General features: G+C 63.7%; 21 protein-coding genes and 1 tRNA gene. 7 read left to right on the forward strand and 15 right to left on the reverse strand.

All coding sequences use genetic code 11. From position 1 onward, the window contains the following. Nucleotides 1-5: 5 nt before the first annotated feature. Genes E0501_RS09830 through E0501_RS09840 form a run of 3 tightly spaced genes read right to left on the reverse strand, consistent with a single transcriptional unit; the run spans nucleotide 6 to nucleotide 2525 of the window. Entirely contained in the window at nucleotides 6-710 is a 705-nt protein-coding gene (locus E0501_RS09830) for a hypothetical protein (RefSeq protein ID WP_137701204.1), read from the reverse strand. Nucleotides 711-759: 49 nt separating this feature from the next. After that, on the reverse strand, nucleotides 760-1320 hold the full coding sequence (gene rsmD / locus E0501_RS09835; RefSeq protein WP_137701205.1) for a 16S rRNA (guanine(966)-N(2))-methyltransferase RsmD: 561 nt from the start codon (nucleotides 1318-1320) through the stop codon (nucleotides 760-762). Beyond that, nucleotides 1317-2525, reverse strand: coding sequence for an NAD(P)/FAD-dependent oxidoreductase (locus E0501_RS09840; protein ID WP_137701206.1), 1209 nt, complete (start codon nucleotides 2523-2525; stop codon nucleotides 1317-1319). Before E0501_RS09840 ends, rsmD begins: the two co-directional genes overlap by 4 nt. 83 nt (nucleotides 2526-2608) lie before the next feature. Between E0501_RS09840 and E0501_RS09845 the strand changes: the two genes are divergently transcribed. Then, nucleotides 2609-3097, forward strand: coding sequence for a peroxiredoxin (locus tag E0501_RS09845; RefSeq protein WP_137701207.1), 489 nt, complete (start codon nucleotides 2609-2611; stop codon nucleotides 3095-3097). A gap of 181 nt (nucleotides 3098-3278) precedes the next feature. On the opposite strand, the gene mtaB is transcribed toward E0501_RS09845, so the two are convergent. Then, nucleotides 3279-4535, reverse strand: coding sequence for a tRNA (N(6)-L-threonylcarbamoyladenosine(37)-C(2))-methylthiotransferase MtaB (gene mtaB, locus E0501_RS09850; RefSeq protein WP_137701208.1), 1257 nt, complete (start codon nucleotides 4533-4535; stop codon nucleotides 3279-3281). A 1-nt stretch (nucleotide 4536) separates the two neighbouring features. After that, entirely contained in the window at nucleotides 4537-5358 is an 822-nt protein-coding gene (gene dapF / locus E0501_RS09855) for a diaminopimelate epimerase (RefSeq protein ID WP_137701209.1), read from the reverse strand. Between the two features lie 97 nt (nucleotides 5359-5455). On the opposite strand from dapF, the gene E0501_RS09860 reads away from it, so the two are divergent. Together E0501_RS09860 and E0501_RS09865 are read left to right on the forward strand one after the other, a co-directional pair. Continuing rightward, a tRNA-Lys gene (locus E0501_RS09860) sits at nucleotides 5456-5531 on the forward strand. Nucleotides 5532-5725: 194 nt separating this feature from the next. Continuing rightward, a complete protein-coding gene (locus E0501_RS09865; protein ID WP_137701210.1) occupies nucleotides 5726-6280 on the forward strand; it encodes an HPF/RaiA family ribosome-associated protein in 555 nt (184 codons plus the stop codon). A gap of 27 nt (nucleotides 6281-6307) precedes the next feature. Here E0501_RS09865 and E0501_RS09870 read toward each other — a convergent pair whose 3' ends face one another. The 10 genes from E0501_RS09870 to E0501_RS09915 all read right to left on the reverse strand — a co-directional run bounded on the left by E0501_RS09870 (nucleotide 6308) and on the right by E0501_RS09915 (nucleotide 15336). Continuing rightward, entirely contained in the window at nucleotides 6308-7300 is a 993-nt protein-coding gene (locus E0501_RS09870) for a hypothetical protein (protein ID WP_161594591.1), read from the reverse strand. Between the two features lie 232 nt (nucleotides 7301-7532). Beyond that, a complete protein-coding gene (locus E0501_RS09875; RefSeq protein ID WP_137701212.1) occupies nucleotides 7533-8489 on the reverse strand; it encodes an SGNH/GDSL hydrolase family protein in 957 nt (318 codons plus the stop codon). Between the two features lie 12 nt (nucleotides 8490-8501). After that, nucleotides 8502-9929 (reverse strand): MBOAT family O-acyltransferase, encoded by a 1428-nt coding sequence (locus E0501_RS09880; RefSeq protein WP_137701213.1) that lies wholly within the window; start codon nucleotides 9927-9929, stop codon nucleotides 8502-8504. Between the two features lie 27 nt (nucleotides 9930-9956). Further along, complete coding sequence (locus E0501_RS09885; protein WP_137701214.1) at nucleotides 9957-10502, reverse strand: hypothetical protein; 546 nt, start codon at nucleotides 10500-10502, stop codon at nucleotides 9957-9959. Nucleotides 10503-10515: 13 nt separating this feature from the next. Beyond that, complete coding sequence (locus E0501_RS09890; protein ID WP_137701215.1) at nucleotides 10516-11067, reverse strand: hypothetical protein; 552 nt, start codon at nucleotides 11065-11067, stop codon at nucleotides 10516-10518. 2 nt (nucleotides 11068-11069) lie between these two features. Continuing rightward, nucleotides 11070-11399 carry a type II toxin-antitoxin system MqsA family antitoxin gene (locus E0501_RS09895; RefSeq protein ID WP_161594592.1) on the reverse strand — a complete coding sequence of 110 codons (330 nt, stop codon included), beginning with the start codon at nucleotides 11397-11399 and terminating at the stop codon, nucleotides 11070-11072. Then, nucleotides 11386-12354: an alpha-ketoacid dehydrogenase subunit beta gene (locus E0501_RS09900; RefSeq protein ID WP_137701217.1), complete on the reverse strand. Its 969-nt coding sequence runs from the start codon at nucleotides 12352-12354 to the stop codon at nucleotides 11386-11388. Before E0501_RS09900 ends, E0501_RS09895 begins: the two co-directional genes overlap by 14 nt. 29 nt (nucleotides 12355-12383) lie before the next feature. Continuing rightward, nucleotides 12384-13604, reverse strand: coding sequence for a thiamine pyrophosphate-dependent dehydrogenase E1 component subunit alpha (locus E0501_RS09905; RefSeq protein ID WP_205123480.1), 1221 nt, complete (start codon nucleotides 13602-13604; stop codon nucleotides 12384-12386). Nucleotides 13605-13970: 366 nt separating this feature from the next. Further along, complete coding sequence (locus tag E0501_RS09910; RefSeq protein ID WP_137701218.1) at nucleotides 13971-14840, reverse strand: Crp/Fnr family transcriptional regulator; 870 nt, start codon at nucleotides 14838-14840, stop codon at nucleotides 13971-13973. A gap of 34 nt (nucleotides 14841-14874) precedes the next feature. Next, nucleotides 14875-15336, reverse strand: coding sequence for a host attachment protein (locus tag E0501_RS09915; protein ID WP_161594594.1), 462 nt, complete (start codon nucleotides 15334-15336; stop codon nucleotides 14875-14877). 325 nt (nucleotides 15337-15661) lie between these two features. Here E0501_RS09915 and E0501_RS09920 point away from each other — a divergent pair, with 325 nt between their 5' ends. The 4 genes from E0501_RS09920 (at nucleotide 15662) to glpD (ending at nucleotide 22638) form a co-directional block, all read left to right on the forward strand. Continuing rightward, nucleotides 15662-16357: a Crp/Fnr family transcriptional regulator gene (locus E0501_RS09920; protein ID WP_161594595.1), complete on the forward strand. Its 696-nt coding sequence runs from the start codon at nucleotides 15662-15664 to the stop codon at nucleotides 16355-16357. A 118-nt stretch (nucleotides 16358-16475) separates the two neighbouring features. Next, on the forward strand, nucleotides 16476-17795 hold the full coding sequence (locus tag E0501_RS09925; RefSeq protein WP_137701221.1) for an efflux RND transporter periplasmic adaptor subunit: 1320 nt from the start codon (nucleotides 16476-16478) through the stop codon (nucleotides 17793-17795). Continuing rightward, nucleotides 17792-20911, forward strand: coding sequence for an efflux RND transporter permease subunit (locus E0501_RS09930; protein ID WP_137701222.1), 3120 nt, complete (start codon nucleotides 17792-17794; stop codon nucleotides 20909-20911). The genes E0501_RS09925 and E0501_RS09930 overlap by 4 nt, the downstream gene beginning before the upstream one ends. A 146-nt stretch (nucleotides 20912-21057) precedes the next feature. Then, entirely contained in the window at nucleotides 21058-22638 is a 1581-nt protein-coding gene (gene glpD, locus E0501_RS09935; protein ID WP_137701223.1) for a glycerol-3-phosphate dehydrogenase, read from the forward strand. Nucleotides 22639-22644: the final 6 nt, after the last annotated feature.

The raw sequence follows: 22644 nt of genomic DNA on the forward strand, positions 1-22644 counted from the left end.
GCGGCTCAGCCGAATTTCAGGAACAGTCTCGCATAGGGCTTCTTCAGGCCGCCGATCGCGGCCTTGATGGCTGCCGCGTCGCCCGCGCGGGTGGCGGTGAGTAACTCTTGCACAGACGTGGTGAAAGCTTTGATCAGGGCTTCGTATTCGGGCGTTCCCGCCGCGCCGGGCGGAGGCGTGCCGACCAGGTCCCTTGCGAGATAGTCCAGCACCGCGGCGCGTTCGCGCAGGGTGGCGATGCCGGCGTCATCAAGCGCGGACAAATCCGAGGCTAGGACATGTTCCATTTCGGCGTGATAGGCGTTCATCCGGTCCGAGAAGGTTTCGATGGCGTTGCGGGCGTGCAGATCGCTCAGGAGGTCGCGTACACCTTCGAGCGTTTCATGTGCTCCGGGCAGATCACCCTGTCCGATCTGCGCGCGGGCAAAGACCAGAATTGCAGTGACCGCCAGCATGGTGGTGGCATATTCGTCATCGTTTTCCAGGTGGGGCGGCGGGTTTCCCCAGGCGTCGATCAATGCCTGCCATTTTTCGGAAAAGGAGTTCGTTGCCTTTTCCGCGGCGGCCGCATCGCCGGAATTGGTGGTGAAGAGCGCAGCGCGATAGCTGGCATAGGCATCGCGGTACTGCGCTTCGAAATCGGCGACCGGCCCGGCATTGGCGGGATTGGCGAAGGCCAGAAACAGGCCGAAAGAAAGGGGGCGCAACATGATGCTGTCTCCGATGTTTTCTGCAGGGTGCCGAGCGGGCTGCGGGCTGTCAATCGGCGCGCAGGATCGAGATGGTGGTATCACCATAGCGCCGCGTGTCGAGCAGCGTGGTGCCATCGGTCGGGGTGATGGCGGTGTTCTCTTCCCACACGATGAGCGCGCCCGGGGCTATCCAGCCGCCGGCCAGCGCAGCGGCGAGCGCGCGTTCGCCCAGCCCCTTGCCATAGGGCGGATCGAGGAAGACGAGCGTGAAGGGCGCCGCGGGGCAGGGCCCGAGCTTGCGGGCGTCGCGGCGGAAGAGTTTCGTGGCGCCCTGGGCCTGGCAGATCTCGATATTGCGGCGGATGAGGGCGCGGGATTTCACCCCGTCATCGACGAAGGTTACGTGCGATGCGCCACGCGACAGCGCCTCGAGCCCGAGCGCGCCAGTGCCGGCAAAGAGATCGAGCACGCGGGCATCGGTGATCGGATCGCCGAAGCGCCCGCCTGAGAGGATGTTGAACAGGCTTTCGCGGGTGCGGTCGGTGGTCGGGCGCAGATGTGCGCCCGCATCGCCCTTGCCCAGCGATGCCAGCGCCCGGCCCCTGAATGCACCGCCGACGATCCTCACGCGAGCAGCGATTTCAGCTCGGTTTCCGGATCGGCCACCGCCGCCGGGTCGGGCGATTTGCCGGCCTCGATCAGGCGCTTGCCGATCATGTAGGCGCGTGGATCGTTCATCGCGTCGACCGCCAGCAGCGTGTCGCCCCGGTAATACCAGAAGGATTCGCTGCCTTCCTTGTCACCGGCGCGGGTGATGACGCGATCGTAGCCGGCATTCAGCCCGGCGATCTGCAGTTTCACGTCATACTGATCCGACCAGAACCAGGGCTTCGCGATATAGTCCTTGCCCGCGCCGAGCATGTTTTCGGCCACCACCTCGGCCTGGTCGATGGCGTTGGGCACGGATTCCAGCCGGATGCGGGTGCCGTGATAGGGGAACGAAGCGCAATCGCCCGCGGCCCAGACATGCGGGTCCGAGGTGCGCCCCTGTGCATCGGTCTTGATGCCGTTGTCGATCTCGAGGCCCGCAGCCTCGGCCAGCGCGGTGGCGGGTGTGATGCCGACGCCGACGATGACGAAATCGACCGGCAGTTCACGGCCGTCCGACAGGCGCGCACCGGTAACGCGGGCATCGCCGGTGAGGGTTTCCAGCCCGACACCTTCGAGAATCTTCACCCCGTGGCGCGTATGCAGATCGCGGAAATAGTCCGAGGTTTCGGGCGCGGCCACGCGTTGCAGAATGCGGTCGGCCATTTCCACCAGCGTGACGTCGAGGCCCTTTTTGGCCGCGACAGCGGCGGCTTCGAGACCGATATATCCCCCGCCGACGATCAGAACGCGGCGGCCCGGCTGGAATTCGGGCGCCATGCCATCGACATCCCGCAGGGTCCGGACCACGTGCACGCCCTGCAGCGCACCGCCAATGGCGGCAGGCAGGCGGCGCGGCACCGAACCGGTGCAAAGGGCCAGCATGTCATAGGTGAACTCTTCGCCCCCGGCGATCACCTTGCGGCTGGCGCGGTCGATGGCCTGAACCGTGGTTCCCAGGCGCAGCGCGATATCGTTCTCTGCATAAAAGCTCTCGGGCCGCAGGTAGAGCCGGGCCAGTTCCATCTCGCCCAGAAGGTAGGCCTTCGACAGCGGCGGGCGCTGGTAGGGCGGTGCGTTTTCTTCGCCAACCAGAGTGATCGGTCCGTCATGGCCGATATTGCGCAGCTTGGCGACGAGCGAGGCGCCGGCCTGGCCCGCGCCGATGACGACGATGTGAGACATGAATGCATTTTCCCGCTTCGCTGATCCGGACCGAGCCTATATCCGTAACCTTCGTGAACGCAACGCAAGATAAGGAGCGCGCAATGACGATTTCCGTGGGAGATGACCTGCCCGGCGGCACTTTGATGACGATCGGGGCCGAGGGGCCCCAACCGGTGGAACTGGAAAGCAAGGTGCAAGGCAGAAAGGTCGTGATCTTTGCCGTGCCGGGGGCCTTCACGCCGACCTGCCATTCGGCGCATGTGCCCAGCTTTCTGCGGGTCAAGGACGAGCTTGGCGCCAAGGGCGTTGACGAGGTGATCTGCGTTTCGGTCAACGATCCGTGGGTCATGCAGGCCTGGGGCGATGCCACGGGCGCCGCCGCTGGTGGGATTACGATGCTGGCCGATGCGACCGGTGCGTTCACCAAGGCAATCGGCATGGATTTCGATGCTCCGCCCGTGGGATTCTCGGGCCGGTCGAAACGCTATGCCATGCTGGTCGATGATGGCGTGGTAAAGGTGCTGAACATCGAAGAAGCATCCGGCACATGCGAGATTTCCGGCGGCGAGGCGATGCTCTCGGCGCTCTGAGCCCTCGCCGGGCCGGACCGGCAGGGGCGTGACCCTCCCCTGCCGGTCTTTCTTGGCAGAAGCACTCATTGTGCGACGGCGCGTCTGCGCATGCCGTCAAAACCGGGACAAGGGCGATCGGAAAGGACCGGGCCGAGCGCAGCGAGGCCCCCGGGCGACGGCAAAGTCGGCGCAAAACCTGCTAGGCTGTCAGGCGCTGGCCGGTCTGGCCGGTGATCGTTGCCGATATGATCTGGCCCTCGGGCCTGGGCGTGGCGAAATCGACCTCGGCAAATTGCCGGGTGCGGCCCATATGCGGGTTTTCCATCAGGATGTCATGTGTCCGCCCCTGCTGCGCGGCCAGGTGGCGGGCGACGGCGGCATCGCCGGCGGCGCGCAGGCGCGCGGCGCGTTCCTTGATCGCCTTGCCGTGAACCTGCGGCATGCGTGCGGCCGGCGTGCCGGGGCGCGGCGAATAGGGGAAGACATGCAGCCAGGTGAGGCTGCACTCGTCCACCAGTTTCAGCGAGTTTTCGAAATGCGCCTCGGTCTCGGTGGGAAAACCCGCGATGATGTCGGCGCCGAAGGTCATGTCGGGGCGCAGCCGCAGGGCCTCCTCGGCAAAGCGGATCGCGTCGTCGCGCAGGTGGCGGCGCTTCATCCGCTTGAGGATCAGGTCATCGCCATGCTGCAGTGACAGGTGAAGGTGCGGCATCAGCCGCGGCTCGGTGGCGATGGCCTGCATCAGGTTTTCATCTACTTCGATCGAATCGATCGAGGAGATGCGCAGGCGCGGCAGATCGGGCACCAGTTTGAGGATACGCATCACCAGGTCGCCCAGCTTCGGCGCGGCCGGCAGGTCGGCGCCCCAGCTGGTCAGGTCGACGCCGGTCAGCACGACTTCGTTAAAGCCCTTGTCCACCAGCCGCTTGATCTGGTCCACCACCACGCCGGCCGGTACACTGCGCGAGTTGCCGCGGCCATAGGGGATGATGCAGAAGGTGCAGCGGTGATCGCAGCCGTTCTGCACCTGGACATAGGCGCGCGAGCGTGTGCCGAACCCGTCGACCAGGTGGCCGGCGGTTTCCGTGACGCTCATGATGTCGTCGACCAGCACGCGTTCGGTTTCGCCGGTGAAATCCGGGGCAAGGCGGGCCCAGGTGTCGGGCTGCATCTTCTCGGTATTGCCGATCACCGCGTCGACCTCGTCCATCGCGGCAAAGCTTTCCGGGTCGATCTGCGCGGCGCAGCCGGTGACGATGACCTGCGCGCCGGGATTGTCGCGCCGCAGGCGGCGGATTTCCTGGCGCGCCTTGCGGACGGCCTCGGCCGTGACGGCGCAGGTGTTGACGATCACCGCGTCGCCCAGGCCCGCCTGCGCGGCAAGGTCCTTCATCGCCTCGGTCTCGTAGGCGTTGAGACGGCAGCCCAGCGTGGTGAATTTCGGCGCGCCGGACATCTCAGCCCCTCCAGACACCGTCGAACACATGGGCGGTGGGGCCGGTCATCCAGATGCCATCCTCGGCCAGGCGGACGTGAATCGTACCGCCATCGAGATGCAGCGTGACATCGCGGCCAACCAACCCGCGCCGATGCGCGGCATGCGCCGTGGCGCAGGAGGACGACCCCGAGGCCAGCGTGATGCCGGCGCCGCGTTCCCACACGCGCATGCGCAGGGCATTGTTACCGATCACATGGGCGAACTGCACGTTGGTGCGTTCGGGAAAAAGCGGATGATGTTCGATCTCCGGGCCGCGCGCGGCGAGGTCAACCGCCTCGGCATCCTCGACGAAGAAGGTGCAATGCGGGTTGCCCATGGACGTGGCCGTCGGGCCGCCCTCGATCGGCAGTTCGAGCGTGTCCATCTCGCGCGCGAGGGGGATCTGATCCCAGCGGGTTTGTGCATGGCCCATGTTGACCGATGTCAGCCCGTCGCCGGCGTCGCGCGCGGGCAGCAGACCATGATCCGTGGCAATGAGCACCTCGGCCTTGCCGGTCTCCTCCATCAGATGGCGGGCAATGCAGCGCGTGGCATTGCCGCAAGCCGCCGAGAGCGAGCCGTCGGAATTGTAGAAGACAAGGTGCAGGTCTGCGGCATCGCTGTCGCGCATCACCGCAAGCTGATCGAAGCCGATCCCGCGATGGCGGTCGGCCATTTTCGTGGCGATCCCGGCCGTGACCACGGGTGCCCGCCCGCGCTCGTCAACAACGACGAAATCGTTGCCGAGCCCGTGCATTTTCATGAAGGCGATATCGGTGTCGTGCATGGTCATGCGCGGCATATACGCCCCGCCCGACGATGAATCCAGTCGCACCGGAAATTTCGGCAAGATTCGGGGTTGACCCTTCGCAGGCATCTTTCTAGATAGGCCGCCTAGTGGGCCGTTAGCTCAGTTGGTAGAGCAACTGACTTTTAATCAGTGGGTCGCAGGTTCGAATCCTGCACGGCTCACCACTTCAACAGCAGAATTCATGGGCCTTTTGGGGCGGTATTGATGCGCGCGGTCAATGCGTGTTGCTGTCATTGGTCCATTTTGGCGATGCGAACCCGGCCGAGGGATGCGATCTGCCCGGCTATCTGGCCGCGGGCAATCGGCGCTGTGGGCCGGGGTCGCGCAGATATTCGATCGCGCTTCACGAGGACAGAAGATGCAGACAGAACCGATAATCACATTTCGCAACATGGAAACATCGGCGGCCGTCAAGGAACTGGTCGGCCGGCGCATTGATGCGCTGGAACACCTGAACGACCGGATCGTCGGCGTCGAGGTCATCCTGGACGCACCGCAGAAGCGCAAGGTTTCGGGGCGGATGTTTCGCGCGAGGGTCAACCTGCAGGTACCGGGCCCCGACCTTTCATTCGAGCGCTCGGTGGCGCAAGGTTCGGCGCGCGACGACCTTCTGCTTGCGGTTAACCGAGCTTTTTCAGCCGCAGAAAAAGCACTCAAGAAACAGAAGAAGCAGATGGGGCGGGTCGAGGTGAAACAGCATCCGCCGGTTCTGCATGGCGAGGTGACCCTGATTGAGGCCGAACTGGGATATGGCTACATGCGCGCGGATGATGGCCGAGAGGTTTATTTCCAGCGTGATAGCCTGACCAGTGAAGGCGATTGGGAGAAGATCGAAAAAGGGACGCAGATGCGGTTTCGCGAGCGGCAGGGCGAAAAGGGGCCTTTTGCGACGGGCGTTACGCTGGTCGAGTGAACTGCAGCGGCCAGGTGGTCTGACGGGTCAGGATCCGTGACCGGCACCTGAGTGTGACAGGAAAAATTTTCGCACGTCCGGCAGGATGCGCCGACGCCAGCACGCCCCGTGGAACAGGCCGAAATGCCCGCATTCGGGAGCGACCAGCGTCTTGCGGGCCTTTGCCGGAATTGCGGGAGTGAGTGCGTGGGCCGCCTGCGTCTGGCCGGGCGCGGCAATCTCGTCCAGGGCGCCATCGATGGTCATCAGGGCGGTGTCGGTGATGGCGGCGGGATCGATCACACGCCCGTCGAGCCGAAGTGTGCCCTGCAAGAGCGCGCGGGAGAGAAAGACACGGTCGATGTTTTCGGCAAATTGACGCGCGTCGAGGTCCATGACCGAGGTATAGAGATCGCCGAACGGAAAATGCACCGGGTCCGCGCCATCATCATCGCTGATCTTTCGGGCGAGCTCGGTATTGCGGGCCTTGGCCTGGTCGAGATAGCGGCTGAGCGCCGTCAACTGAAGCTCGGCCGGGTAGACCCAGCGGCCCCAGCCATCGTGATCCGAGCCAACGCGGCCGATGGGCACGATATCATACCAGTAGCGGGATTTTTCGCGGATGAGGCGCACAACCGGCGTGGGGTTGGCCAGTGGGTCAACCGGGGCGGCGACAAGGGCCAGCGCGGCCGGGTTGTGACCTGGGGTGCGTTGGGCGATATCGGCAACGGCGGCAAAGGCGGGAATACCGCCCTGGCACAGGGCGAGGACCGAGAGGCCCGTGCCACATAGGCCGATGGCGTCGGAAACCGCGCGGATGTTGTCCTCGAAACCGAAGCGGCCGCAGGACGTGGGCACATGGCGCACGTTGCTCCAGTCGAGAACGGACACGGTGAAATCGGGCAAAAGCCCCAGGACCACGTCGCGCATAACAACCGGGAAATGGCCCGAGAGCGGCGGCACGATGAGCAGTGTCGGAGCTGGCTGCGCGCGCTCGACCAGATCGAACCGGCGCAGGGTGAAAAACGGTGTCTGGTGCAAGGCGTTTTCAGTAGCGGGCACTGTGCCGCGGTCACAGCTGACGGCGGTTATCGCGAAAGGGCGATAAAGAGGCTGATCGGCCCCTTGGAAGAGGGGCGCAGCGGGCGGGCCGGCCAGAGGGGACATGGCGCTTTCGGTGGCGAGCTTGGATGGTTCGGCCCTTTATACACGAGCGTGAGACGGGTGAACATTGACCGGCGTCAAACGCGGTGTCGCTGGGGGCGCGATCCAACTAGTGCAGGATGGATTGGAGGTGGCTTTCGTAAAGGGTTTCCATACCCTGGCGATTGAGGTGGTCGGGATCGAAATAGAATTCCGGACCCGGCAATTCCGCGCGCAGGTCATGCAGGGGAACATTCAGGCGCTGCAGCATCTGGCCGAGCCTTGCATCGAAGGCGTTAAGATCGGGGAGTGCGTCCCGAAACGGGCCAGCGACCGGCAGGCGCAGGATTTCGATTTCGCTGCCGGCGGCGTGCGTTTCGGCGATCAGTTTCTCCAGCGTGCCGAGATAGCGATTGGCCGTGGCCATATCGGTGCCGTCGGGAAAGAGATACTCGGCCCGGCTCTGGATTGCGTGGCGCGACGGACGAAAGCCTTTGTCGAAGGCGGCGCGCCCCTCCCAGCCGGGTTGGGGGAAGCGTTCGGGCGGGTTGAGCTTGGAAAACGCCGTCAGGTAGTCGGCGAGCGCGGTGACGGGGACGCTTTCGCGGCGCACCATCTGCCAAAGGCCGGAGGCCGTTGAGAGGCGCGTGGGGGTATGGCGCAGCAGCGTGCGGTCGGCGATCCGGTCTTCGTTCCAGTCGGGCGCGTAGAAGGCGAAATCATCAAGGATATAGAGCACGCGGCGCGCGGTGAGATCAGCGTGGGCCTGACGGGCCACGAAAAGCGCGTAAAGCGGCCCGGCGCCGGTTTCGGCCAGCACCATCATGGATTGGCCCGTTTCAGCACCGAGGCGCGCGGGTATGCCGCCAAACTCAAGCGGCATGGCGTGTGAGGAGCCGATTACCAGCCAATCGACCGTTTGTCCTTGGCGTGCAAGCAGTATCTGAAAGGGACGGCTGCCGGGGGTTCGGGCGATCCAGCGGTCGGCCAGCGTTGCGGCTGCGGCGTAGAGCATCAGGACAAGCGCGATGAAGCCGGCAGTACTGCGTGCCGTGATGAGGCGGGTATGGCGGGGGGGTGGGTGCATATCCTGCCTCGCCTAGAACTGCATGTAGACGAAAGCCGTGTCCGACCAGCGTCCGAAGAGAAGCAGGATGAAGGCCAGGGCCAGCCATGCGGCCCAGTGGACCCAGCGGGGCAGACGGGTGAGCGTGCGGCAAAAGCGCGGGAACTCGGGCACGGCCTCGACCAGGAGAAGAGCCGCGACCAGAGCGGCGAGAAACCCGTGTTCCGCGGTGAAGGGATAGGCCGCCAGAAGGCCGGGCAGTTCGGGCAGGGCGGCCCAGATGCGGCGCAGGATCAGCATGGCATCGCCGATGTTGCCGGCGCGGAAGAAGACCCAGGTGACGAGGATGAGGTGGAATACGATCAGGCCGGCCAGAATGGCGTGGAGCCGTGCCCAGGCCGAGCCCGAGAACCGCGCGGTGAGCCACTGGCGGGGATGATAGAGCGCGCGCTCTGCCCAGACGAACAGCCCGTTCAGCGCGCCCCAGATCAGGAAGCCCCAGCCGAAACCGTATCCGAGACCGGCGTGCCACAACCCGCTGGCGAGGAAGACCGCCATCAACGCGGGGTATCGGATCAGCTGACCTTTGCGGTTCCCGATGAGCGGGTTGTACAGGTAGTCGCGGAACCAGTTGGACAGGGTGATGTGCCAGCGCCGGGACCAGAAGTGGCTGACCGAGGTGGAGAAATAGGGGCGGTGGAAGTTTTCGGAGAGCCGGATGCCGAAAAGCCGCGAGATGCCGCGCGCCATGTCGGTATAGCCCGAGAAATCGCAGTAGATCTGGAAGGCGAAGGCATAGCTGGCGATTACCAGTTCCATCGGCACGGCATATGCCGGGATGGCATAGGTGCGATCGACAAAAGGGGCGAGATTGTCGGCAATGACGACCTTTTTCACCAATCCCCAGAGGATGAGTTGGGCCGAGATGACAATCACCGCCGGGCTGGGCCGCAGACGGCGGCGCAGGGTGGTGGCAAAGGCGGTGATGCGTTCGAGCGGGCCGGCGAGCAGTTTCGGAAACCAGGCAAGAAACAGCAGGTCCTGCCCAGGGCCTGCGCGCGCGGCCAGGGGGGCCCGGTAGCGATCGACGATCAAGGCGATCGCGGTGAAGGCATAGAACGAGAACCCCGCGGGCGCGGTGAGCCCGAGCGTGGCTAGATCGCCGCGGGCTGTCGCCCAGGGCTCGTAGTATTTCAGAAGGCCCATAAGGCCGAGAATGGCAGCGACACCCATCCAGAGCGCGAGGCTGCGAAAGCGCGTTGAGGTGGTAAGGAACCGCCCTGCAGCAAGAGCGACGAGGGCGACGGCCGCGAATGCCGCGAGGCTGTCAGAGCCATGCGTGCCGTAGTAGACGAGGCTGGCGAGGATCAACCATACGAGGCGCGCGTATCCGCGCAGAAGTACCGCGCCGGCGAGCGCCAGAGGCAGGAAGAGAATGAAACCGGGCGAGGTGAACAGCATGGGCGAGCCCCCTTCCCGGCTCAGGCCTTAGTACGAGGCGCCGCCTGCGCGCAGGGCCTGCGGAACCTCGTCAATCGGGATGCCCGCGTTGAGAACGAGATAGTCGGCCAGAAGGCCGCGTTCCTCGGGCGTCATCTTGATCTCGATATGGCTGGGCGATTGCATGGTGCCGAGCCAGGCCTCGCGCGCGCGGCTTTGGGTGATGACGACGGTAATGATATGGCAGGACTGGCAAAGCTGCATAGCCAGATCGCGCCCGTCGCGGGGTAGGTCAGCGGCCGGGTCGATCGGTGCGCGGACGGCAAGATACTGGGCGAGCGTGTCGAGCTCCCAGCTTTGCAGACTGAGCCCGCCTGCGCTGTCGATTTCGCCGCGCCAGAATTCGGTATCGCCCTTTTCGGAAGAGAGGCGCGCCGCAAAACCATCGGGAAGGCCGCTGGCCTGCGCGGTTTCCAGAAGGCTGCGCCCGCCGGGCGGTATGAAGGAAAAGATGTCATCCTCTTGTGCGAGGCTGGCGGCCGTGCCGAGGGCCAGGGCAGTGACAATTGCGGCGCCGAAACGGGGTAAGGCCATTTTTTCCTCCTTGTCAGAAGCGCAGTTCGGGGGGGACGTCTTCGAATTTAAGCGGCATGTTGAGAGCGGAATAGGCGGCAAAGGTCTTGCGCTCGATCTCGGTCATCTTGATTTCGGTGTGGAAGGGCGCGTTGAAGGTGCCGAGCCAGGCAGGTTCTTCGCGCTTGATCATCAGGTATCCGCTGAAGAACGAGTGGCAGAACTGGCAATGCGCGATGGCAAGATCCTTGCCGTCGAGGGGCAGCGCGTCGAGATCGCCGGAGGCAAGGGCATCGCGCTGATCGGATGTCAGCGGGAAATTGAACGCGGCGTAGGCTGCGAACGTTTCGGCCGCGCGGTCATCCGCAAAGCGGCCTTCGACCAGGGCCCAGTCCAGCCACTCCGCACGATCGGCGGAGCGGCTGGCGGTTTCGGCGAGTGCGGCACTGTCACCTGCGAAAAGATCGGTCAGCAGGGTCCTGCCGCCGGACGGCATGAAATCATACTGGCCGGTTTGCGCATGCAGGATCGGCGTGGTGACGAGCAGCAGCCCGAGCGCCAGAGCCTTGACGGTGCCGGAACGCATGATCATGCCCCCTTCGGGTATGTGAAGACAGGCACGCGGCGTTCGCCTGTCTGTTGCGCGTCGCGAAAGTCGGCGGCGCGCAGACGGTCCAGGCGCATGGCGGTCTGGTCTTCGGTGTATTGTTCGCCGCATCGGTTGCAGATGAGCGCGGGCACGCCTTCGACAAGAACCATCCGGTCGCCGGACCAGAAGGCCATTTCGACATGCGCGCGTTCAAGGTGACCCGACCCGCAGCTGTCGCAGCGGGGCGCGTCCTGCTCGTCGGCCTGTTGGCGGCGATCCCCTTGTGCCAGGGGATCGCCGTTGGCCTGCGCCGTGTCAGAGCATTGCACGGGCAGCCTCCACGACGTTTGCCACATCGGGCCGCATCCAGGTGAACATTTCCGGAGAGGCGGGCGGCGGCGCATCGGGGAAGGCCACACGCTTGTAGCGTGCGCCGTCGACGTTTTCGGCCACGCGGGCGATCACCTCGGCGCCGGGGCAGAGCGTGTAGTAGGATTGGTCCACCGTCAGCAGGCGCTTGGTCTTGGCGACGGACGTGACCAGCGTTTCGGTGTCCATTTCCTTGAGCGCCCGCAGGTCGATCACCTCGATCCCGGCACCTTCGTCGGCCAGCATCTTGGCGGCTTCCAGCACATCGGGCATGCCCGCGCCGGAACTGACGATCGTCAGATCGCTGCCTTCGGTGCGCACAGCGGCCTTGTCGAGCGGCACCTCGTAGGGTTCGTCCGGCACCTCTTCGGTCAGGGTGCGCAGCCCGGCGGGGTAGAGATAGACCACCGGATCGGGCGAGCGCAGCGCCGCATGCATCAGCCCCTTGGCATCATAGGGTGTCGACGGGATGACCGTGCGGATGCCGGGGATGTGCATGTAGTAGCTGTCCTCCTCGTAACAGGAGTGCTGACCGGCGAAGCCGGGGGTCTGGCCCGTCATCTCGATCACCCAGACGACCGGCATTTCGGCCTTGCCGCCGGTCATGTGCCGCAGCTTGCCGGCGACGTTCTGGATCACCTCGAAGGGGATGCAGGCGCCCTGGTAGGGGATATAGGTGGCGGCCTTGGACCCGGAGAGACCGGCGCCGAGGACGGCCGAAGCCATCCAGTTTTCGTCGATCCCGGTGTTTACGCAGCGTTTGCGTCCGAACTCGGTTTCCAGGTTGATCACGGGTTTGCCGGGGTTCGAGGCCACCGGCGGGGTGAGCTCGAAGATCCAGGTCATCGCCGGGTCTTCGCGCATTTCGTACTGTACGGCTTCGAGAACCGAGTACATCCAGCTTTTCTGTGCCATGGTGTTGTCCTTTCAGGAAATGCGTGCGTTCAACCGAACTGGCGCGGCGGAACCGTGCCTTCGGCGAAGACGTGTTTGAGACCATCCTCGGGGTTGCAGAGCGGTTGGCTGAGGCCCCATTCGAAGGCCGCCTTGATCTCGGCCTTCACCTCTTCCTCCATGTCGAGGGCGGCCTGGCGCTCCATCACACCCCAATCGACGAGGATGTTGCGGGCGATCTCGACCGGGTCACGCTGCATCCAGGCGCGGACTTCGCGCTCGGGTCGGAACGAGGTGATGGCGAGCGGGTCATAGCCGAATGCACCCAGTTTGCCGGCCTCGGCACCCGGGGCGCCCCAGTGGTTGTAGTAGCGGTAGGTCTTGGCCTCGATGAAGGTGGGGCCACCGCCCGCGCGGGCACGATCGACCGCTTCCCTGGCCGCATTGTAGACCTGGACCACGTCCTGTCCGTCGACGACGATCGTCGGGATGCCATAGGAAGCGGCAGCGGTGGCGATGTCTTCGTGCGGGCAGGAATAGGAGTAGTGCGCGTACTGGTGATAGAGGTTGTTTTCACACACGTAGATGAACGGCAGGTCCAGCAGTCGCGCATTGTTCAGCGTCGAGTGGAAATGCGGCGCGGCATAGTTGCCGTCGCCCGCGAACACCACCGACACCTGGTCGGAGCCGCGCGCCCGCATGGCAAAGGCGGATCCCGAGGCGATGACCGGCGCCGGGCCGATCATCCCGTCGGCGCCGATGAAACCGACCGAGGGGTCCGAAATGTGCATCTCGGCGGCATACCCGCCGTTCATGCCGGTGGCGCGGAAGTCCATCTCGGCCACCATTGTGGGGATGTCCACACCTTTGGCGATGGCATGGCCCGAAGGGCGGTGCGAGGAATAGACCAGATCGATCTGATCGAACGGACCGTCATTGCGCAGCGCGGCGCAGACGCCCGTGGCGACAGCCTCCTGACCGGCATAGAAGTGGTTGTAGCCGCGATACTCGGTATTGGTGAGCATCTCGTCCGCCTGGGTGCGTTCGTGCCAGCGGATCTTGAGGATCGTGCGATACATGTCGATCAGCTTTTCATCCGGCAGATCCTTGGCGAAGAAGTTGATATCGCCCTGCGCGGCAAAGGCCACCTGACGTGACGCGGCAACAGCGGCGCCCGTCAGCCCTGCGAGTTTCAGGAACCGCCGGCGCGCCTTCGAGGACAGCGTGTCATCGTGTTGACGCTCAGGGGCAGTGTCATGGGTATCCTTCATGGTCTCTCTCCCTTTTGGGGCGCGATGAGCCTAGATCGAAGCTCTTCGCGCCGCGATGCACCTACAGACTAGGAGCTTCCGAGCGCGCCACATTGACGGCGCGCAATGCAATCAGCACGTGAATTTGGGCAGGCAAAAAAGCGCCGGCCGCGGAGTGATCCGCGGCCGGCCTTGGAAAGACCGGATGCGCGTATCTGGGGCGTGGCGCACCCGGTTATGTGCCCGGCAGCCCAGGAAAGGGATCTTGGCTCTGTCGGGGTTTGCGGGCGCCCGTCTTGTTGCCGAACAAGGCGCCATGTTGCGGGTCAGCTCGCTTTCACCTCGATTTTGCGCTCGGTTTCGCGTGCTTCGACAGGTTTTTTCACGTCAACCTTGGGTTTTTCCTGTGCCATGGTCGACCTCAGGTGGTTTTGTCCGCCCGGGGCGCGCGCCATATTTCGGGCGTTCAGCCTCACTTGTGCCGTTCTTGCGCGAAACGGCATTGATGGCGGTCAAAAGCGTTGGGTGCCGCGGGTGGGTATCCGTGAAGAACGGATCATCGAGACCGGCCATTTCGACCAGGCGAGCAGGATCCTGAACCCTGTACCGTTTTCCTTCGAGATGCGTGACGATCCCGGCCACGGAAAGCTCGGTCATCAGGCGGCTGATCGTTTCCATCGACGTGTTGCACAGATCGGCCCAGTCCTTGCGCCCGACAGGTACAGAGATGACCACGCTGCCATCCGGCAGCGGTTCGCAAGGGATCATCGTCGAGGCCCAGAGAAGGAAGGCGAGGATGCGTTCGCGGCTGGACAGGGCGCCGCGAATGAGCGCCATGTTGAGTTGTCGGAGCAGCTGTTCATCCATGGCGGCGACAACGCCGCGGCGAAAGACGGCATCTTCGTCAATGAACCTTTCCACGGCGCTGGGCTCGAAATGGCAAATTTCGCAATCGGTTGCCGCTTCGAGCGTGTATTTCACCGTTCTGCCGGGAAGTTCGCCCACGAGATCGCCGGGCAGATCAAGGCCGATCACCGTTCGGTCGCCTTCGCGGGTGAGCCGTTCGCGGCGGAGATAGCCGCGCTTCAGAACGCCCACCAGCCCGGGCTTGTCGCCGACTTCGAAAAGCATTGCGTTTTCGGACAGGCGGTATGGTGTTGGGGCCGTGGCGACCGGTGTGCGCTTCATCTGCCTTATCGATCGGCAGATATCGGACTGGTTGTGTTTGCATACCAAACAATTGTCTTTGTAACACATACTTTCCTCCCGCGGTTGGGGGTGTGAATTCGTGTTACGCCAATTGGCTTTTTGGCGAAGTACTTAAAATCTCGGCAACTTTCTGACGCAAATCTGATTCGCTTAGATGAACAAGACTTGCAGCACACTCGAAATAGACAGTGCGGCGAAGTGGTGGCCGCATTTTCTGTTTCAGAAGGTCCAGCATGATTGGTGTAGCAAGAATTGCGAGCTGATCAAAGTCCCGAGCCAGGCGGTGGCTATCGAGAAATGAGCAGACATAAATCGCAAACTCTTCCATGTCGCTGCGAATTGCTTCTGACTTACAATCGCGCGATGCAGATGCGGACGTGTGATGCGTGTGCCCGGCTTCGAAAGTCCTGCGCAGATGACCGTGCCGGCTTTTGTTCACCAGCTCGGCCGGCGCTTCGGCAGGCGATCTTCCATCCAAAATCCCGCGCAGGATTCGTGCTTTGACGCCGTCGATGACTAGGGCCCAGGTTCGCGTTTTCCGCATGAGACTGCTCCCAGCGATATTCATGCTTCAAGAAACGCAAATGCAGGTGATTCCGTCATTGATGGTTATCAACGCGGACCGGTGCCGGAAATTTCCGGTTGCTGAGTACATGGAAATGGGCCAGTCTTTCGCAGTAATTTTCCATCTTTCCGCGTGGCGCCAAGAAACGGGTATTGTGTGGATTATTGTGTGCCTTGGTTGCTGTATCGTTCAATCTGACCAATAGTTGAAGAATAGTGGTGTAATGAAAAACAGCTCTGAACGGCCGCGGCGCCCGAATTCGAGTGCTCCTTGTGCAACCGAGGACCTCGAGGTTTTTTCTGAGTTGCCAGCGAAGACACAGCAGGAATTGAACGGCTTGTGCCGCCGGAAGGTTTACGAGGCCGGCGCCACGGTTGCCTATGAACAGGAAAAGCTGAAATACATCGGCTGTATTGGCAAAGGCATCCTGCGGATGCGCAAATCTCTGCCAGACGGTCGCGATCATATCGTTGGACTTCTGGTTCGGGGTGACATGTTCGGGCGGGTTTTCGACGGTCCGGTGCATTTCGCGATCGAGGTCGCAACCGATGCCGAGATCTACATGTTCTCGCGCAAGGGGTTCGAAGACCTCCTGACCCGATCGGTCGAGCTTGAACGGATGGTCCTGCTGAACATCCTGAGCGAATTGGACGCCGCGCGCGAATGGATGCTGATCCTTGCCAATCACCGCACCACGGAGCGGCTTGCCGGTTTCCTGCTGGTCCTGTGCCGGCGCTGGACGAATATCGCGGGCGTGACGGCGAGCAGCCCGATCAGGATCAAGATGCCCGTAAGCCGCAAGGACATGGCGCAGTTCCTGGGAACACGTCCTGAATCCATCAGCCGCGCGTTCCATGCCCTGAACGATGACGGGATCATCAAGCTGAACACGCCGCACGATATCGAAATCCTGGATTTTGATGCGCTGATCGACCTGTCCGGAATGGAAGAGTTGCACGAAGATACGGCCATCGACGCGTTGCGGGCGGGAGGCGACTGAGCAAGCAGCGCCAGCGTTTCACCGGCGTTTTTTCTTCAGTTTAAGGGGTCGCATTGCCATGGTGCGGTAATTGTGGCTGAGTCTGTGCAATATGGTGTGACCTTGGAAGGATGATGTCATGCGCGCGTCGATAACTTTCCTTGCCCGGGCCCTGGCCTTTGCGATCCCGGTCGCGTTGGGCGTCATCGGGGTTGCCTATTCCGATAACCTCAAGACGGCCCCTGCCACCAAGGAGCGTGCGCGCCCGGTGACGCCGGTACGGGTGATTACGCTGGCCCCGATCGAGATCGTACCGCGGGTTACCGGATACGGAGCCGTTTCGCCCGCGCGGGAATGGCGCGCCGTCGCGCGGATCGAAGGGGAGGTGATAGAGGCCATGCCGGGGCTGGCCAGCGGGGCGCTGGCCGAGGCCGGAACACTGCTGGCGCGCATTGATGACAGCGACTTGCAGCTTGATCTGGCGCAGGTCGATGCGCAGCTTGCCGCGCTTGACGTGCGTGACGACACGATCGAGGCGAGCAAGGCGATCGCGGCATCGGACGTGGCGCTGACCCGGGCGGAGCTGGAACGACAGGCGGCGCTGGTCGAACAGGGCGTGACAACGCCCGCGCGTCTGGATGAGGTGCGGCGGCAGGAGCTGGCCGCGCGCGCGAAGCTGACCGATATCGACAACCAGCTGGCCTTGAACGCGGCCGAGCGCGAGGTACTGAAAGCACAGCGCGCCTCGATCGAGCGGGCCCTGGGATTTGCCGAGATACGGGCGCCCTATGACATCCGCATCAATGAGGTGTCGGCCGAAACGGGCCAATACGTGACGCGTGGCCAGACGCTGGTGACGGCCGAGGGCACAGAGGCCGTGGAGATCGACGCGCAGTTCCCGGTCGGGCGGATCGGTCCGGTGATCCGGGCGATGCCGGGTGAGATCACCGTGACCGATTTCAAGGCCCGGGTCCGCCTGCCCGCGATGGGGCATGACACGACATGGGAAGCCGTCGTGGAGCGGGTCGGAGACGCGATCGACGCGCGCACGCAAAGCGGTGTGATCGTGGTGCGGGTGGACGACCCGCTGGGACAGGCCAAGGCCGGTGAGCGCCCGCCATTGCGGCGCAACATGTTCGTCGAAGTGACGTTGGCCGGGCCGAGGCAAACCGTTCTGGCGGCGCCGCTCGCGGCGGTAGAGAGCGGAAGGGCTCTGGTCGTTGGCGCAGAGTCGACGCTGGAACGCCGGGCGGTGCAGGTGGCCTATGCGATCGGTGATGTCGCGGTCATTGCCGATGGTCTGGCCGAGGGCGACAAGCTGGTTCTGACGGATCCGGCGGTTGCGGTGCCAGGCATGGCCGTGAAGCCTGTCGAGGACAAGGCGGCGATGGCGGCACTGGCTGCCGAAGCCGCGGGCAAGAGCGGCGGCGGACAGGGCAAGGGCGGGAGCAAGCCATGATCGGCCTGTTTGCCCGTCATCCGACGGCAGCCAATATCCTGATGATCGCCTTTATCGTGCTGGGGATCGCCGCCGCGCCGACATTGCAGAGGGATACCTTTCCGGTCATCCCGCCGTCGGAGGTGGAAGTACGCATCGCCTATCCGGGCGCGTCTCCGGCCGAAGTCGAGCGGGGCATCTGCACCGTGGCCGAGGATCCGTTGCGCGGTGTCGACAACCTGAGCGAGTTGGCCTGCCTGTCGCGCGAGAACATGGCCGTGATCCGGGCCGAGATCGTCGAGGGCGCGGACATGACGCGCTTTCATAACGACATCAAGGCGGCGGTCGACGGGATCAACAGGTTTCCGGACAAGGCCGAGGATCCCGTTACCCGTGTCGTTGAACGGGTGGCGGCGGTGGCCTCGGTCGCCGTGACGGGCCCCGAGGACCCTGCGGTTCTGCTGGCCTATGCCGACGCTCTTGCCGAGCGGTTGAAGGCCGATCCGCAGATCAGCCAGGTGGAGATATCGGGGTTTTCGGATCGAGAAATAGCGATCGAATTCGAGGCCGAGGCGTTGGAACGTCACGGGCTTTCGATAGCCGACGTGTCTGGCGTTCTGGTGCGGAGCAGCCTGGATCTGCCGGCAGGCGCGCTGGAGGGGCGCGAGGGCGAATCGGCGATCCGTTTTCTGGGTGAAAAGCGCACGATCGGCGATCTGGCCCGCATTCCGTTGACGGGCACGGTCGCGGGCAGCGAGGTGCGCCTGGGGGATGTGGCAACCATCAGCGAAGGATTTGCCGACCCGGCGCAGGCCGCGTTTTTCAACAATCGCCGGGCCGCCGTGATTGCCGTGAACAAGACCGCCGAGCAGGATGCGCTGCGCGTCAAGGCCGCGCTGGACCGCCAGGTCGAGCAGGCAAGGGCCGAGGCGCCCGGCAATATCGAATTGTCCATCTCGCAGGACTCGACCGGGAATATCCGCGACCGGCTTCGTATCATTTTCGAAAACGGCGCGCAGGGCCTGTTGCTGGTGCTGGTGGCGATGTGGCTCTTCTTTGGTTTCCGCTTTTCGTTCTGGGTGGCGATGGGTTTGCCGGTGTCGTTCCTGGGGACGGTCTTTGCCATGCAGTTGATGGGCCTGACCATCAACATGATCACGATGGTTGCCCTGCTTGTGGCGATTGGTCTGCTGATGGACGACGCCATCGTGATCTCGGAAAACATCGTGCGGCGACGGCAGGCCGGTGAGGGCGCCACGGAAGCGGCGATCAAAGGGGTCAAGCAGGTGGGACCGGGCGTTGTGGCCTCGTTCCTGACGACGGCGATGATCGTCGGCCCGCTTGGTTTCCTGACGGGAAATATCGGCGCGATCCTGAAATTCATGCCGATCGTGCTGCTGATCACGCTGGTGGTCAGCCTGGTCGAGGCATTCCTGATCCTGCCCAACCACCTGCGCCACTCGTTGAAAGGTGAGTTGCGGCCGGGCGCAGTCAGCCGGGCGGTGAACGGGGCTTTCGACACGCTGCGCGACCGGGTTATCGTACCGCTGTCCGAACTGTCGTTGCGCTACCGCTATTTCACCATGGGCGTGGCAGTGATGCTGGTGATGCTGTCGGTTGCGCCGATCACCGGCGGGTTCCTGAAGTTCCAGAGTTTTCCAAACCTGGAGAGCGACACGGTCGAGGCGCGGCTCTTGCTGGTTCAGGGCGCACCGTTGGAGCGCACCGAGCAGCGGGTTGCCAAGGTCGTTTCTGCGCTGGAGAAGATGAACGAGGAATGGTCACCGGACCAGCCCGAAGGACAGGCCCTGGTGCAAAGCTACACCATTACCTACAGCCAGAACGCGGATACGCCCGAAACCGGGCCACATATGGCAACGGTCAGTGCCAAGCTGCTGCCCGCCGGTGTGCGCACGACCGAAGTGACCGATATCGTGGATCGTTGGCGCAAGCTGACCGGGCCGCTGCCGGACATGGCAGCAGTGCGGTTCACCGACAAGGAGCGCGGCGCGGGGGGTAAGCCTATCGACCTGATGGTGCAGGGCGAGGACCTGGCCGAGTTGCAGGCGACCGCCAAGGAATTGCGCAGGTTCTTCCGTGAATTCGAGGGCGTGCGCGACGTGACCTTCGATTTGCAGCCTGGAAAACCCGAGTACATCGTCACCGTCAGGTCGGCCGAGGCCACGGCGCTTGGCGTGTCGCCGCAGGCGATTGCCACGGCGTTGCGTGCAGGGTTCCGCGGGGACAGCGCTCTGAGCATCGACGACCGTCTGGGACAGGTCGATATCGTGGCGCGGCTTGCTCCGGGAGATCGCCGGACGCCCGCCGATATCGAAAGCCTGCGGATTGCCGGGCCAAATGGTGCGCTGATTCCGCTTTCGGCAGTGGCCGAAGTGAAAACCGCGCGCGGCTTTGCGACGATCAACCGGGTCGATGGTCAACGGACAGTCAGCGTTCAGGGCTCGATCAACCCCGACGTGGCCAATTCGCGCGAATTGATGGCGGCGATGAAGAGTGATTTCCTGCCAAGGCTGGCGGAAACGCGGCCCGGGGTTTCGGTGCGCATCCTGGGTGAGGCCGAGGACACGGCCACGACCGGGGCTTCACTGTTGCGGAACATGGTGATCGGGGCGCTGGGGGTATTCCTGATCCTTGCGTTCCAGTTCCGTAGTTTCGTGCAGCCGGTCGTCGTTCTCGTGGCGATCCCGATGAGCCTGACAGGGGTCATCTGGGGGCACATGGCGCTGGGGCTGCAGATTTCGCTGCCGAGCCTTGTCGGGTTGGCGACGCTGGCCGGTGTCGTGGTCAACGACTCGATCCTTCTGGTGAATTTCATCAAGGAGAAGTTTGCCGCGGGCGAAGAGCTGATCCCGGCCGCGCGCGAGGCGGTGCGCGATCGGTTCCGGGCAATTTTCCTGACCTCGCTGACGACGATCGTGGGGTTGGGGCCGCTGCTGCTGGAACAAAGCACGCAGGCACAGTTCCTGCGCCCGATCGTAGCAAGCCTTGCCTTCGGCCTGACAAGCGCCACGTTGTTGGCATTGTTCGTGACGCCGGCGATGTTCCTGATCCTTGGCGACCTGAAGCTGGTGCGCCGGGAAACCGAAATCGAGCGCCTGAGCGGTGCGACCGCGTGACAAGGGCGGTGGTGCCGGATTGCGGGTTAACGTTTGGTCAGGCAGGACGGGGCGGGATTGCGGTGTGGCCGCGCGCCTGACAATCATCGCCGTGACTGATGCCATCGGGCCGGACGATTTCGATGCAGCCACGGGATTCGGAGAGGATGTTGACGGTAGAGGACAGCGCATCTGTTCCATTGGACCTGTTCATCATTGGCGGCGGGATCAATGGCTGCGGTATCGCGCGTGACGCGGCCGGGCGCGGGTTACGCGTGGGATTGGCCGAGATGGGTGATCTGGCACAGGCCACGTCTTCGGCTTCGACCAAGCTGTTTCATGGCGGGTTGCGCTATCTAGAGTTTTTCGAGTTCCGGCTGGTGCGCGAGGCGTTGATTGAGCGCGAAGTTCTGTTGCGCGCGATGCCGCATATCAGCTGGCCGATGCGCTTCGTGCTGCCCTATCACGCCGAGATGCGTTTTGAGGGCGGCACGCCGATGGCCCGGCTGTTGTCTGTGGTGATGCCGTGGCTGCGGGGGCGGCGGCCCGCGTGGCTGATCCGGCTGGGGCTGTTGCTCTATGACACGATGGGGGGGCGCAAGATTTTACCCGCCACCCGTTCCGTTGACCTGAGCACGGCGCCGGAGGGCAAGCCCTTAAAGTGCATCTATCGCAAGGCGTTCGAATATTCGGATTGCTGGGTCGAGGACTCACGCCTCGTGGTTCTGAACGCCCGTGACGCCGCGCAGCGCGGTGCCGAGATCCTGACCCGAACCAAGGTTATACGGGCCGAGCGCGGGGACAGAGCATGGACCATAACGCTTGAAGACTTGGAGACCGGCGCCCAGCTGACGCGCCGCGCAAAGGCGTTGGTGAATGCCGCCGGTCCATGGGTGGCGGAAGTTGTTTCCGACATTGCGCAGATCGAGAACCGTGAAGGTGTGCGCCTTGTTCGGGGCAGCCATATCGTCACGCGCAAACTGTTCGAGCATGACAAGAGCTATTTCTTTCAGGGGCGCGATGGGCGGATCATCTTTGCCATTCCCTATGAGCAGGATTTCACCCTGATCGGCACCACGGACGAGGATCACCCGGATCCTTCAGAGCCACCGGTCTGCACCGAGCAGGAGCAGGAGTATCTGTGCGCTTTCGCATCGGAATATTTCGAGACGCCGGTGACCCGAAGCGACATTGTCTGGACCTACTCGGGGGTGCGGCCTTTGTATGATGACGGGGCGAGTTCGGCCACGGCGGCCACGCGCGACTATGTGCTGCGTCTGGATGCAGATGGCGCGCCGCTCTTGAATGTGTTCGGAGGCAAGATCACCACCTACCGGCGGCTGGCCGAGAGCGCGATGGCCCGTCTGGCGCCGCACTTTCCCGGACTTGCGGTGGACTGGACGGCCGGCGCTGCCTTGCCCGGCGGGGATTTCCCGGTAGAGGATGTCGAGGCATTGATGGCGCGTTTGGCGGCGGACTATCCGTTTCTGGCGGCGAATGTAGTGCGCCGGCTGATCCGGGCCTATGGCACAGAGGCCTGGAAGGTTCTGGGCCAAGCGCGCGATGCCGGGGACCTGGGACGGGATTTCGGAGCGGGGCTGAGCGAGCGCGAACTGACCTGGTTGATGCAGAAAGAGTTCGCCCGGCGCGGAGAGGATGTGCTGTGGCGACGCTCGAAACTGGGCCTGCAGCTGGACGAGGATACGAGTGCCGCCGTGGACGCGTGGATGCGTGCCGCCGCGGTATAGGCAAAA

Origin of the sequence: Marimonas lutisalis (genome assembly GCF_005434965.1) — a bacterium.
Classification (GTDB): domain Bacteria; phylum Pseudomonadota; class Alphaproteobacteria; order Rhodobacterales; family Rhodobacteraceae; genus Marimonas_A; species Marimonas_A lutisalis.

What these genes read in the sequence shown, in the direction of transcription:
- E0501_RS09890 (WP_137701215.1), bottom strand. Translation starts at nt 11,067, where the DNA reads ATGCGTTCCGGCACCGTCAAGGCTCTGGCGCTCGGGCTGCTGCTCGTC.
- E0501_RS09840 (WP_137701206.1), bottom strand. Translation starts at nt 2,525, where the DNA reads ATGTCTCACATCGTCGTCATCGGCGCGGGCCAGGCCGGCGCCTCGCTC.
- E0501_RS09900 (WP_137701217.1), bottom strand. Translation starts at nt 12,354, where the DNA reads ATGGCACAGAAAAGCTGGATGTACTCGGTTCTCGAAGCCGTACAGTAC.
- E0501_RS09845 (WP_137701207.1), top strand. Translation starts at nt 2,609, where the DNA reads ATGACGATTTCCGTGGGAGATGACCTGCCCGGCGGCACTTTGATGACG.
- E0501_RS09925 (WP_137701221.1), top strand. Translation starts at nt 16,476, where the DNA reads ATGCGCGCGTCGATAACTTTCCTTGCCCGGGCCCTGGCCTTTGCGATC.
- E0501_RS09930 (WP_137701222.1), top strand. Translation starts at nt 17,792, where the DNA reads ATGATCGGCCTGTTTGCCCGTCATCCGACGGCAGCCAATATCCTGATG.
- E0501_RS09830 (WP_137701204.1), bottom strand. Translation starts at nt 710, where the DNA reads ATGTTGCGCCCCCTTTCTTTCGGCCTGTTTCTGGCCTTCGCCAATCCC.
- glpD (WP_137701223.1), top strand. Translation starts at nt 21,058, where the DNA reads ATGTTGACGGTAGAGGACAGCGCATCTGTTCCATTGGACCTGTTCATC.
- dapF (WP_137701209.1), bottom strand. Translation starts at nt 5,358, where the DNA reads ATGCCGCGCATGACCATGCACGACACCGATATCGCCTTCATGAAAATG.
- E0501_RS09885 (WP_137701214.1), bottom strand. Translation starts at nt 10,502, where the DNA reads ATGGCCTTACCCCGTTTCGGCGCCGCAATTGTCACTGCCCTGGCCCTC.
- E0501_RS09865 (WP_137701210.1), top strand. Translation starts at nt 5,726, where the DNA reads ATGCAGACAGAACCGATAATCACATTTCGCAACATGGAAACATCGGCG.
- E0501_RS09905 (WP_205123480.1), bottom strand. Translation starts at nt 13,604, where the DNA reads ATGAAGGATACCCATGACACTGCCCCTGAGCGTCAACACGATGACACG.
- E0501_RS09875 (WP_137701212.1), bottom strand. Translation starts at nt 8,489, where the DNA reads ATGCACCCACCCCCCCGCCATACCCGCCTCATCACGGCACGCAGTACT.
- E0501_RS09915 (WP_161594594.1), bottom strand. Translation starts at nt 15,336, where the DNA reads ATGCGGAAAACGCGAACCTGGGCCCTAGTCATCGACGGCGTCAAAGCA.
- E0501_RS09910 (WP_137701218.1), bottom strand. Translation starts at nt 14,840, where the DNA reads ATGTGTTACAAAGACAATTGTTTGGTATGCAAACACAACCAGTCCGAT.
- mtaB (WP_137701208.1), bottom strand. Translation starts at nt 4,535, where the DNA reads ATGTCCGGCGCGCCGAAATTCACCACGCTGGGCTGCCGTCTCAACGCC.
- E0501_RS09880 (WP_137701213.1), bottom strand. Translation starts at nt 9,929, where the DNA reads ATGCTGTTCACCTCGCCCGGTTTCATTCTCTTCCTGCCTCTGGCGCTC.